We start from the raw sequence: 12,445 nt of genomic DNA, 5'->3' as shown, positions 1-12,445 counted from the left end.
TGCACGATTGCACGATTGCACGATTGCACGATTGCACGATTGCACGATTGCACGATTGCACGATTGCACGAGGTTTATTATGAGGGGCATTGGCTAGAGGTTAATCTAGCCATTGGTTGATCTCTTTATACATTATATCGCGTATAAGGGGTTGGGCTTCAGCGTTAGGGTGCAGGTTGTCATTTTGCATGAGCTCAGGGCGAGCAGCTATTTCAAGCATGAAAAATGGTAACAACTCAGAGTTTGTTTCATCTGCGATGGTTTCAAAGCTGCCAGTAAACAGTTTGGTATAACGTGGCCCATAATTGGGTGGAATATGCACTTCCATAATGGCTGTATTAGCCCCCGCTTGTTGGCTTTTGCTGACTAAATCGCGTAAGTTAGCTTGTAAGCGCTTGATTGGAAAGCCACGTAGTCCGTCATTTCCGCCAAGTTCAATAAGTACATGGGTGGGTTCGAACTCGTCAAGTAGGGCATCGAGTCGTCTAAGAGCGCCACCTGTGGTTTCACCGCTAATACTGGCGTTAACAAGATACACAGATTGATCTTTTTCATCGTATTTATCTTGTAACAATTTAACCCAGCCTTGCTCTTGTTTAAGGCCATATGCGGCGCTTAAACTGTCACCTAAAATTAAAATTGTGTTGTCAGCTGCTGCCGTAAGTGGTTTGATTACTAACAGTAAAACGAATATAAAACGTAGGATTGGATACATCATATGTCAGCGCTTTCTCAATTAAACATTATTCAAGTTAAAGGACTTTCTAAAACGGTCACCACGGTTGAAGGCGACCTAACCATCCTCAGTGACATCAGCTTTAATGTCAAGTCAGGTAACTCAGTCGCAGTGGTGGGTACTTCAGGTTCGGGTAAGTCAACATTACTAAGCTTACTTGCAGGGCTTGATCAGTCAACGCAGGGGAGTATCCACCTTGATGGCTTAGCGCTGCATGAATTAGATGAAGAAGCCCGTGCGGCATTACGGGCAGAAAAAGTGGGCTTTGTATTTCAGTCATTCATGTTAGTACAAAGCTTAACTGCGCTTGAAAATGTTATGCTACCCGCCGAGCTTGCGGGTAGTTCAAATGCAAAAGAGCAAGCGCTTGCACTACTTGAAAAAGTGGGGCTGAGTCATCGAGTGGGGCATTACCCATCACAATTATCTGGTGGTGAGCAACAACGTGTAGCTATTGCGCGTGCGTTTATAGGAACGCCTAAAATTTTGTTTGCTGATGAGCCATCAGCCAATCTTGATAGTAAAAATGGTAAGTTAATCGAATCACTTTTATTTGAGTTAAATAAAGAACATGGAACAACGTTAATTCTGGTCACACACGACGAGCAGTTAGCTGAAAAGTGCCAACAAATTTTACACATTGAAGCGGGAAAACTGGTAACAGTAAAAGAGTCAGAGGGAGTGCAAGCGAATGTGGGCTAAACTAGCACTTAAACTGTTTTCACGTGAATTTAAACGCGGTGAATTAACGGTCATTAGTGCAGCTATTGCCTTGGCCGTACTGACCGTTTTAACGCTGTCTATGGTTACCGACCGAATAGGACAGAGTATTGCACAAAAAAGCAGTGCTTTTATCGCGGCGGATCGCGTCCTTGCCAGTAATCATGAATTACCTGTTGAGTTTTTAGAGAAAGCGCAAGCAGAAAACCTGCGCACCGCGAAAATCACTTATTTTGATACCATGCTGTTTGCCAATGATGAAATGCAATTAGGCTCAGTTAAGGCTGTATCAAACACCTATCCCCTTAAAGGGCAACTTAAAGTAAAAACTAGCTTGTTAGGAGAGGCATTTATTACCGATAAAGTACCAAACCGTGGTGAGGTTTGGCTTAGTGAGTCGGTATTTTATGCATTGAACATACAGGTTGGTGACAAGGTCGAGTTAGGTGCGGCTACTTTTGTGGCAAGTCATGTAGTAGCTGAAGAGCCAGATGCGCCATTTAATGTCTTTTCTAGTAGTCAGCGTATTTTAATTAATCAGCAAGATATTGCCAGCACTCAAGTTATTCAACCTGGGAGTCGTGTTTTTTATCGCCAGCTTTATGCCGGTGATGAAGAGAGCATAAACACGTTCTATGCTTGGTTAAAGCCCCAAATGAAAGAAAACCAGCAATGGTATGGTGTTAAAGATAGACAATCGCCCATTGCGAATAGCCTAAATCGTGCTGAGAGCTTTTTATTATTAGCTGGTTTACTAGGAATTATATTAGCGGCGGTGGCTATTGCTGTATCTGCAAAACGCTATTGCGAGCGTCAATATGACCCTGTTGCGATGATGAAAACGTTGGGGGGCAGTCGTGCCACAATCCGTAAAATTTACTTGCTGCATTTGAGCTTAGTCTGCTTTATGTCTGTGGTTGTTGGGCTGGTTGTTGGTTTTGCGCTGCAAAGTATTGCTAGTGATTATTTAGCACAGTCGATGGGCACAGCACTACCTGCTTCAAGTATGAAACCTTGGTTGATTGCTATTGGTACAGGGGTTATTTGCGCGGTAATGTTCTCAATTAAGCCCTTGCTAGATTTGTTTGATATTCCGCCACTTCGCGTACTACGCCGTAATTTGGGAGATCGTTTACTTGCCAGCAAGGTTCACTTGGCAATGTCTGCACTAACTGTGTTTTTATTAATGTGGCTATTTAGTAATAATATTAAGATCACAGCTATCTTATTTATCTCGACAACGGTACTGATTGCGCTTTTATTTGGTTTATCCAAACTCATTTTTGGTGGTGGTCGTAAACTAGGACTAAGCCCTGGTAATAGTTGGTCGCTTGCGATTGCTTCAATTCAAAAACGTGCTAATGCTAATGCAGTACAGCTGATAAGTTTTGCCCTTGCTATTAAGTTATTGTTGTTTTTAATTGTGCTTAAAAATGACATGATTTCAGATTGGCAGTCGCAGCTTCCAGTCGATGCGCCAAACTCGTTTTTAGTGAATATTACAGAGCAAGAACTTGAACCCATTACCTCTTTTTTAGCAGAGCGCGACATGCCCACCTCTGATTTTTACCCGATAGTACGAGGCCGTGTTAATGCAGTGAACGGTGAGCTAGTTGCGCGTGAAGTATCACAGCAAGATAACGAGAAAAAAGATGAAGAGGCACGCTCAGGTATCGGCCGTGAATTAAACCTTACTTGGCGAGAAGACTTACCTGCTCAAAATGAGTTAATAGAGGGTCAGTGGTTTACACAAAACTCAGTGGCAGAGGCCTCGGTTGAGGAGTCTATGCTTGAACGCCTTGATGTAAAACTAGGTGATACATTAACGTTTTTGATTGGTGCGCAATCGTTCGATGCAAAAATTACCAGTGTACGTAAAGTTAACTGGACCACATTAAAACCAAACTTCTTTATTATTTTAAGCCCAGATGTACTTGAGAGCTTCCCAGCAACGTATATTTCGTCGGTGAGTGTTAAAGAACATCAAAAGCGGGAATTTAATGAGCTGATGCGCCAATATCCAACGGTTAATGTGATTGATGTTGAAAGCTTTATTAAACAGATCCGTTCAACCATAGAGCAGGTATCTCTTGCGATTGGTTTTGTATTGTCTATTGTAGTGGTGTGTGGTGCTTTAGTACTTATATCTCAGGTGCAAGCGAGCTTGGGCGAACGGATGCAAGAGATTGTTATATTAAGAACTCTCGGTGCAAAAGGGCGGCTTATTAAAAATGCCACCTTGTATGAGTTTTTATTATTAGGCTTAACCGCGGGTGGGGTAGCTGCCATTGTGAGTGATATTGCTTTATTAATAGTACAACAGCAAATGTTTGACCTTGCCGGTAAATTACACCCTCATATTTGGTTAATTGGCCCTATTGTTGGTGGTGTCTTTGTAGCTAGTTTAGGCTATTTGATGATAGCGCGAACAATGCGTAAAAATACACAAGGGTTACTGCGTGCACTAGGGTGATATAAAGCTCAATAATGTTTATAAAATGCCCGTGTATACGGGCTTTTTTATGTTTTGCAATTGGTTACTGGTAATTTATACAGTGCTCTGGCATTATTAAGGCTATTGAATAAAGAAAAAAATGGGTCAGTTAGTTGGCAATTATTTTAGGAATTGATCCTGGTTCACGTTTAACAGGTTATGGCGTAATAGCACACCAAGGCGCTAAATTTACTTATTTAGGGAGTGGTTGTATTAAGCTAGCTGAGCATGATTTTCCTGTGCGATTAAAAATGATTTACCAAGGGATCAGTCAGTTAGTTGAGCAATTTTCGCCCGATAGTTTTGCTATCGAAAAAGTATTTATGGCTCACAATCCAGATTCAGCTCTTAAATTAGGTCAAGCTCGTGGTGCGGCGATTGTTGGTGCATCTATGGCTGAACTTCCGGTATTTGAATATTCGGCACGACAAATAAAGCAAGCGGTGGTAGGCAATGGCGGTGCCGACAAATCACAAGTACAGCACATGGTTAAAAATATTTTAAAATTACCAGGCACACCACAAGCCGATGCGGCTGATGCATTGGCTATTGCTATTTGTCATGCTCACTCAGAACAAAATTTAATAAAACTTGCGGGCAGTGCGAGCAAGACCGTAAGAGGACGATTAAGGAAGTAATATGATAGGCCGATTGAATGGTTTGCTAGTTGAAAAGCAACCGCCTGAAATTTTAATTGAAGTAAGCGGCGTAGGTTACGAAGTACAAATGCCGATGACCTGCTTTTATGACCTCCCTGCGGTTGGTGAGCAAGCTATTATATACACTCACTTTGTGGTGCGTGAAGATGCGCAGTTGTTATTTGGTTTCAATAACAAAACAGAGCGTGCGTTATTTCGAGAGCTTCTAAAAGCCAATGGTGTGGGTCCAAAGCTTGGCCTTGCTATTTTGTCGGGTATGTCTGCACAGCAGTTTGTGACATGTGTAAATAACGAAGATGCAACAACGCTTGTTAAACTTCCTGGTGTGGGTAAAAAAACAGCAGAGCGTTTAGTACTTGAAATGAAAGATAGGCTAAAAGATTGGGGTAATGACTTATTCACGCCATTTAGCGATAATGCCATTATTGAGCCTGCAAGTAATGATACGCTTGTAGCCAACAACGCAGCAGATGATGCTGTGTCAGCACTTATTGCCCTTGGTTATAAACTGCCGCAAGCGCAAAAAGCAGTAAAAGCGGTAAATAAACCAGATATGACGACTGAGGTTCTTATAAAAGAAGCTCTAAAATCGATGTTGTGAGTAAACCATGATTGAAGCAGATCGCTTAATAGATGCCAGTGAGCAAAGTAATGAAGACAGTGTTGATCGAGCTATACGACCAAAACTATTAAACGATTACACAGGTCAGCCACATGTTAAGCAACAAATGGAAATTTTTATCGAAGCTGCTCGTCATCGTGGTGAAGCGCTCGATCATTTGTTGATTTTTGGTCCGCCAGGTCTTGGTAAAACCACACTTGCAAATATTGTTGCCAACGAATTGAACGTTAATATTAAAACGACATCTGGTCCTGTGCTTGAAAAAGCAGGTGATTTAGCTGCGTTGTTAACGAACCTTGAAGAAGGTGACGTACTCTTTATTGACGAAATACATCGTCTAAGCCCACAAGTCGAAGAAATCCTTTATCCTGCGATGGAAGATTATCAACTCGATATTATGATTGGGGAAGGCCCTGCCGCGCGTTCAATCAAACTCGACTTGCCGCCATTTACTTTAATTGGCGCAACAACACGCGCAGGCTCTTTAACATCACCACTTAGAGACCGTTTCGGTATTGTGCAGCGTTTAGAGTTTTATTCAGTTGAAGATTTATCAAAAATTGTAGCGCGTTCAGCACACTTTTTAGATTTAACCATGTGCGATGAAGGCGCAGCAGAAATCGCTAAACGTTCACGTGGTACACCACGTATTGCTAATAGGTTGTTACGTCGTGTACGTGATTACACTCAAGTGAAATCTGACGGCAAGGTTAACGCCAATGTGGCAGAACAAGCGCTTGATATGATTGATGTAGATAAAAGCGGGTTTGATTACATGGACCGTAAATACTTGCTTGCTATCATCGAAAAATTTATGGGTGGCCCAGTTGGGCTTGATAATTTAGCGGCGGCCATTGGCGAAGAAAAAGAAACCATAGAAGATGTGATTGAGCCCTTTCTAATTCAGCAAGGTTTTATACAACGTACTCCCCGTGGAAGGTTAGTGTCCGATATAGCCTACCTTCATTTTGGACTGACTCCAGACAAATAAAAGCTCAGCCTCGCATATGCGGGGTTTTTTAATCTTGAAACAAATCTAAAAAGGAGCCTAAAAGGGGCAGTGAACATTATACCAATCCGCAATAATACTTAATCATTTTGAGGGATTAAACCTGTCGCTACCGGCGTTAAAAATTTCTGATTTAGAACAACTAAATAACGAAATTTTTGCCTTGCTATCAACGAGGTTTTATTGCCTCAAAATAGACCACTTAATTAAGCGAATTGGTATTATCCCTCTATATTGCTAACGCAAATTATTTTAGATGCAGAATCTAACAAGCATCATACCTTCCTGCTATTTAATTCACATACAGTTAAGCTAATTTTCGGTAATGTCTTTTCGTTTTGTGTAGGCAAAAAAAAGCCCGCATAACGATGCGGGCAAACAACAAGTTGAAGGAAGTAATTCAGGGAACTACAGCCAGCTTAAAAAGGTTTTATCCAAGTTAAGCTAACTAGGCAATACGAAATAATCATATTGCAAAAAACGGAGCTTAATGAAAGAAGCTTTCAAAGGTTGTTAGCTCGGTATGTGGGTATAATACGTAACTGTGAGTTTTTCTTCAAACTAGAAAAATTTTATTTTCAGATAAAAAAAACTAATAGCAGCGTTATTTTCTATTGTTTTCTTTTTGTTCGCTTATTCGTTGTTAGTTTTATAAGTTGATGAATAAAAAGATTTTTATAATTAACGCTCATTTTGTTCAGGATTAGTTTAAGTATTCTGTGCTAGGTTGGTGAATAGTGTTTTGGGTGTTTATGCGCATAATGTGAATAAACGCCGTATTTTACCAAGTTTAGTTATATTTTTAAGCACCGTGTAGATGCATTTTAGTTTTAAAAGGGAAGTCCTGCTTTTGGAGTCGTGAACAAAATGGTTAAAAAATAACTAAAGCATTTGCTTTTCACCGTTATTTGTAGCTATTTCACAGCAAGGGCGTTGTCAGTTCATAACTGACTAGATACACTAGATGTAACTTTTGACCATTATGATGGTCAACTAACACAAGTGTAATAAGTATAACAAATTATATAGAAATCTATTTTAGGAGTTTAACGTGGGATCAGGGCTTAATTTTTTAGATCTTATTCTAGAAGCCAGTGTACTTGTCCAATTAGTTATGTTGGCATTAGTCGGTATGTCGGTCATGTCATGGGCAATTATTTTTCAACGTAAAAAAGCGATTTCTGATGCACAAAATGGCGCTAAGCGTTTTGAGCAAAAATTTTGGTCTGGCGTTGACTTAAGTAAACTATATAACGAAGTTTCAGCAAGACCTGGCGGCACAACTGGTGTTGAATCATTATTTGTTGCTGGCTTCAAAGAATTTGCACGCCATAAAAAAACAACATTCCAAAGTGCTGGCATCGTTATGGAAGGTACGCATCGTTCTATGCGCGTCGCCTTATCTCGTGAAATAGAAAAATTAGAATCAAGCTTATCGTTTTTAGCAACGGTAGGTTCTATTAGTCCATACATAGGTCTGTTTGGTACTGTGTGGGGTATTATGAATGCATTTATTGCATTAGGCGAAGTTAAGCAAGCTACATTACAAATGGTTGCACCTGGTATCGCAGAAGCACTGATTGCAACGGCAATGGGTTTATTTGCGGCAATCCCAGCGGTTATCGCTTACAACCGTTTTGCAAATAAAGTTGAAAAGCTTGAGGGTAATTACATTAACTTCATGGAAGAGTTTGCCAATATTTTACACCGCCAAGCAGCTGCGCAAATAGAGGCTAAAGCGAATGTATCAGCGTAAAAAACGTCGCCCAGTAGGTGAGATAAACGTAGTACCTTACATTGACGTGATGTTAGTACTGCTTATTATATTCATGGCAACTGCGCCGCTTATTACTCATGGCGTAAAAGTTGATTTGCCGAAAATGGAAGAGTCTGATCTTGTTGATACAAAAGATACGCCGCCTATTATTGCGTCAATTGACGCTGAAGGTAAGTATTATGTAAGTATCGGCACAGATCCAGAAGCTCCTATGGAAGCGTTGGACGTTGCAGCGGTAATTAAATTACAACTGCAAAAAAATCCAGATACGCCAGTGATGATCAAAGGTTCGGGCAAAGTTTCTTATCAAGAAGTACTGCTGCTTATGGACTTTTTGAAAAACGCCGGTGTGCCGTCAGTGGGTTTAATGACTGAATCGTTTGAGGGTTAGTATGCGTGCATCAGTAATTAAATCGCTTCTTTTGCACCTTGCTATTATCGTTTTTTTAGTTGCGTCAGCTAATTTCCACATGCCTGCACCTAAGGTGATGGAAGTGACACTGAACACTGCTTTGCCTGAACCAGAAAAAGCAGTATCGGCGGTGACTGTTGATCAACAAAAGGTTGAACAAAAGATTGCCGAGCTTAAAAAGCAAGAAGAAGCCAAAAAGCAAGCGGAAGCAAAACGACTTCGCGACCTTGAGCGTCGTGCTAATGATGCTCGAAAACAACGAGAGGCTGAAGACCGTCGTCTTAAAAAGCTAGAACAGCAACGCCGTGCTAAAGAAAAAGAAAAAGCAGAGGCAGAAGCTCAAGCTAAAAAAGCGCGCGAAATTCAAGAAAAAGAGCGAGCGAAAGCTAAGCAAGCTGAAAAGCAAAAGCAAGAAGCGGAAGCCGCAGCAAAAGCAGCTGCAGATAAGCGTAAAGCTGAAGAAGAAGCGCTGAAAAAAGCGGAAGAAGAGCGTAAGCGTAAAGCGGCAGAAGCAGAAGCTGAGCGCAAACGTAAAGAAGCTGAAGCCGAGCGCAAACGTCAGCAAGCGCTGCAAGAGCAAATGCTTCAAGAGCAGTTAGCAGCTGAGCAAGCTGCACGAAATAAAATTCGTCAGCAACAAGTTGTTAGTGAAGTTGATAAATACAAAGCGTTAATTATGGCGCGTATTCAGCAAACTTTACTTATCGATGAAAAGATGAAGAATAAGCAATGTCGCGTTAATATTCGACTTGGCTTTAATGGGCTTGTAACACAAGTTACGTCTCTTGGTGGCGATAAGTTGGTATGTGAGGCCGCGTTACGTGCTGTACGCATGGCTGATACATTACCAGTTTCACCAGATAAAGATGTGTTTGAGCAACTGAAAAATATTAACTTAACAATTAAGCCTGAATTCTAAAGGAATGATATGTTTAACCAGATAAAAACTGTATGTTTTATTGTATTACTGGGCTTTCATGGCATTGCCAGTGCTGCACTTGAAATAGTGATTACTGAAGGTATTGACGGCGCGCGTCCAATTGCAGTCGTACCATTCAAATATCAAGGTGTAGGTCCTATCCCTGAAAAATTAAGCGCTGTTATTTCTGCGGATTTAATGCGCAGCGGTAAATTTAAACCTATTGATGTATCAACCATGCCACAGTTACCAGGTAAAGATGCCGATGTAGATTATGGCGCATGGGTAAATAAAGGCGTTGAAGCCGTACTGGTTGGTCAAGTAGAGCAGCAACCGGGTGGACGTTACTTAGTAAAGTATGAATTAATTGATGTAATTCGCGGCCAAATTACTGGCGGCCAAACAAAAATGATGGCTAACGGCAAGTTAATGCAAAGCCAAGATCATGTTTTAGATGCCCGTGAGAGTGTTATTTCAGAAAGTGGTTTTCGCCGTTATGCACATCGTATCAGTGATGTCGTTTATGAAGCACTTACAGGCGAAAAAGGGGCGTTTTTAACTAAAATTGCCTATGTTATCGTTCGTGAAGATGATGCAAAACCATATCAATTAGTTGTTGCAGACTACGACGGTTTTAATGAACAAGTATTACTACGTTCAAAAGAACCATTAATGTCGCCAGCATGGTCGCCAGATGGAACTAAGCTTGCTTATGTAACATTTGAAAACCGCCAAAGCCAAATTTATATTCAAGACTTATACTCAGGTAAGCGTGAGTTAATTACAAGCCACCAAGGTATTAACGGTGCACCTCAGTTCTCACCTGATGGTAAACAGCTATTATTAGTGCTTTCTAAAGACCGCACAGGTGCCACAGAAGTCTATTTACTTGACTTAGCAACTCGCCAAGAAAGACGTTTAACAAACCATCGTAGTATAGATACTGAGCCATCTTGGTTCCCAAATGGACAAGATATTGTCTTTACGTCTGAAAGGGGTGGTAATGCTCAGATTTATAAGTTAAATTTAAAAACAGGCAGGGCTAAACGAATGACGTTTGATGGTGATATGAATTTAGCAGGTTCGATTTCACCTGACGGAAAAGAACTGGTGATGGTAAATCGTACTAATGGACAATACCATCTTGCTAAGAAAGAGCTAGCTACAGGTGCGTTCCAGGTACTAACAAGAACACGTCTGGATGAATCACCGAGTATCGCACCAAACGGCTCGATGATTATTTATAGTACGCTACATAACAATAAGCAGGTTCTGGCTTTAGTCTCTATGGATGGTCGCTTTAAGGCACGTTTACCTGTGCTTGACGGACAAGTGAAGGCACCAGCTTGGTCGCCTTACTTACAGTAATTTTACTGGTTTACTCAATATAGGAATCAATTCAATGCAACTTAATAAAACACTAAAAGGCCTGCTAATTGCTGTGCCAGTGATGACATTAGCAGCGTGTAGCTCTTCTTCTGATCTTGACGAAGGTGCTGCAAACCAATCTAACCAAGGTGCGGTTGAGCAAACAACCAACAATGATACAGTTGAAGTTGCAACGCTTACTCCTGAGCAACAAGCTGAAGAAGCACTTCGTGAGAAGTATGAAGCTTTACGTCAAGAGCAAATCATTTACTTTGGTTTTGATAACGCAAAAATCCAAAGCAAATACGCTGAGCTTTTACAAGCACACGCTGAATTCTTAGTACAAAATCCTTCTGTTAAAGTATTAATCGAAGGTCACGCGGATGAGCGTGGTACACCAGAATACAATATTGCTCTAGGTGAGCACCGTGGCCAAGCAGTTGAAAAATACCTACAAAGTCTAGGTGTATCTGCTAGCCAAATGTCAGTAGTGAGCTACGGTGAAGAGAAGCCTATGGTTAAATCTCGCACTGAAGAAGCGTTCGCTAAGAACCGTCGTGCAGTATTAGTTTACTAAGAAAGAGACATTATGAAGCCGAAAATTATTTTGGCAGCAATGATCTTAAGCGGGAGCACTCAGTTATGGGCTGCTCCCGCTCCTGTTTCAGAAGCTGCAAGCTCGCAATCGAGTATCGAGAAACGTTTATCTGCATTAGAGAATATGATGAAGTCTCGCAATTTATTACAAGCTGAACTTCAACAACAGCTTAATATTTTGCAAGACGAAGTAAGTCAGGTACGTGGTATTACAGAAGAGCAAAGCTATAAGCTCGAGAAAGTTTTACAGCGTCAGCGTGAGTTGTATCAAGAAATTGAAAACCGTGTCAGTCAGGCTTACTCTCAACCGGCCGTGACTCAAGCTCCATCTACTGATGTTAATGCTTCTCAAGCAATCAGTTCAGATTTATCTGAAAACGAAGCTTATGAGCGTGCTGTAGCGCTAATAATGAAAGATAAGCGTTATGAACAAGCGATCCCTGAATTTCAAAACTTCTTAACGACGTACCCTAATTCAGTCTACGCTTCAAACGCACACTACTGGTTAGGTCAGCTTTTAACTATTCAAAATAATCCGACAGGTGCAACTGAGCACTTTAAAGTGGTTGTAAATGAATACCCAAATTCTAACAAGCGTCCTGATGCCATGTTAAAATTAGGAAATCTGTTAGCGGATCAAGGTTTAGCTGAACAAGCACTAAAAACCTTTAATGATTTAATTAACCAGTACCCAAGTACGACTGCTGCAAAATTAGCCACAGAACGTTTGTCGCAAATGTAGATTTGACCTGATTAGACTGCTTTTTGATATAAGCGGTCTAAAATTAGGCAACTAGACATAAAAACTTAAAAAAAGAGATATTTTCTGTTGCACTCAGCATTTAAATAAGTATTATAAGCGCCCGCAGCAGGCGATTGGTAACAACAGCCAAAGTGCGGCAAAAAGAGCGGGTCATTAGCTCAGTTGGTAGAGCAGTGGACTTTTAATCCATTGGTCGATGGTTCAAGTCCATCATGACCCACCATTCTTTTTTGAATGGTAATCTTTAATCGGCGGATTTACGTATTGCTTTTATAAAGCAGCAGAGCGGGTCATTAGCTCAGTTGGTAGAGCAGTGGACTTTTAATCCATTGGTCGATGGTTCAAGTCCATCATGACCCACCATTCTTT

Annotated in this window: 12 protein-coding genes and 2 tRNA genes; 13 read left to right on the top strand and 1 reads right to left on the bottom strand. The window is 40.9% G+C overall.

The annotated features are described in order from the left end of the window. Positions 1-100 precede the first annotated feature (100 nt). Entirely contained in the window at positions 101-718 is a 618-nt protein-coding gene (locus PAARA_RS12325; RefSeq protein WP_062569311.1) for an arylesterase, read from the bottom strand. Between PAARA_RS12325 and PAARA_RS12320 the strand changes: the two genes are divergently transcribed. The 13 genes from PAARA_RS12320 to PAARA_RS12260 all read left to right on the top strand — a co-directional run bounded on the left by PAARA_RS12320 (position 719) and on the right by PAARA_RS12260 (position 12,439). Next, positions 719-1,438, top strand: a complete 720-nt coding sequence (locus PAARA_RS12320) for an ABC transporter ATP-binding protein (RefSeq protein ID WP_062569310.1) — start codon at positions 719-721, stop codon at positions 1,436-1,438. It abuts the gene before it with no gap. Further along, complete coding sequence (locus PAARA_RS12315; RefSeq protein ID WP_062569309.1) at positions 1,428-3,929, top strand: ABC transporter permease; 2,502 nt, start codon at positions 1,428-1,430, stop codon at positions 3,927-3,929. The genes PAARA_RS12320 and PAARA_RS12315 overlap by 11 nt, the downstream gene beginning before the upstream one ends. Before the next feature lie 134 nt (positions 3,930-4,063). Beyond that, positions 4,064-4,588, top strand: a complete 525-nt coding sequence (ruvC, locus tag PAARA_RS12310) for a crossover junction endodeoxyribonuclease RuvC (protein WP_062569308.1) — start codon at positions 4,064-4,066, stop codon at positions 4,586-4,588. 1 nt (position 4,589) lies between these two features. Next, positions 4,590-5,210: a Holliday junction branch migration protein RuvA gene (ruvA, locus tag PAARA_RS12305; protein ID WP_062569307.1), complete on the top strand. Its 621-nt coding sequence runs from the start codon at positions 4,590-4,592 to the stop codon at positions 5,208-5,210. A gap of 7 nt (positions 5,211-5,217) precedes the next feature. Further along, entirely contained in the window at positions 5,218-6,222 is a 1,005-nt protein-coding gene (gene ruvB, locus PAARA_RS12300; protein WP_062569306.1) for a Holliday junction branch migration DNA helicase RuvB, read from the top strand. A gap of 1,069 nt (positions 6,223-7,291) precedes the next feature. Then, complete coding sequence (tolQ, locus tag PAARA_RS12295) at positions 7,292-7,996, top strand: protein TolQ (protein WP_062569305.1); 705 nt, start codon at positions 7,292-7,294, stop codon at positions 7,994-7,996. Further along, entirely contained in the window at positions 7,983-8,408 is a 426-nt protein-coding gene (tolR, locus tag PAARA_RS12290) for a protein TolR (protein ID WP_062569304.1), read from the top strand. The genes tolQ and tolR overlap by 14 nt, the downstream gene beginning before the upstream one ends. Before the next feature lies 1 nt (position 8,409). Then, positions 8,410-9,348, top strand: a complete 939-nt coding sequence (gene tolA, locus PAARA_RS12285; protein WP_062569303.1) for a cell envelope integrity protein TolA — start codon at positions 8,410-8,412, stop codon at positions 9,346-9,348. A gap of 9 nt (positions 9,349-9,357) precedes the next feature. Further along, positions 9,358-10,716, top strand: coding sequence for a Tol-Pal system beta propeller repeat protein TolB (gene tolB / locus PAARA_RS12280; protein WP_062569302.1), 1,359 nt, complete (start codon positions 9,358-9,360; stop codon positions 10,714-10,716). Between the two features lie 34 nt (positions 10,717-10,750). After that, positions 10,751-11,293, top strand: a complete 543-nt coding sequence (pal, locus tag PAARA_RS12275; protein WP_062569301.1) for a peptidoglycan-associated lipoprotein Pal — start codon at positions 10,751-10,753, stop codon at positions 11,291-11,293. 12 nt (positions 11,294-11,305) lie between these two features. Continuing rightward, complete coding sequence (ybgF, locus tag PAARA_RS12270; protein WP_062569300.1) at positions 11,306-12,055, top strand: tol-pal system protein YbgF; 750 nt, start codon at positions 11,306-11,308, stop codon at positions 12,053-12,055. Positions 12,056-12,223: 168 nt separating this feature from the next. After that, positions 12,224-12,299 (top strand) — tRNA-Lys (locus PAARA_RS12265). Between the two features lie 64 nt (positions 12,300-12,363). Then, positions 12,364-12,439, top strand: a tRNA-Lys gene (locus PAARA_RS12260). Positions 12,440-12,445: the final 6 nt, after the last annotated feature.

The organism is Pseudoalteromonas arabiensis (assembly GCF_001550155.1).
GTDB lineage: Bacteria > Pseudomonadota > Gammaproteobacteria > Enterobacterales > Alteromonadaceae > Pseudoalteromonas > Pseudoalteromonas arabiensis.
The sequence above is the reverse complement of the archived record's forward strand: the minus strand, read 5'-3'. Positions and strand labels throughout refer to the sequence as shown.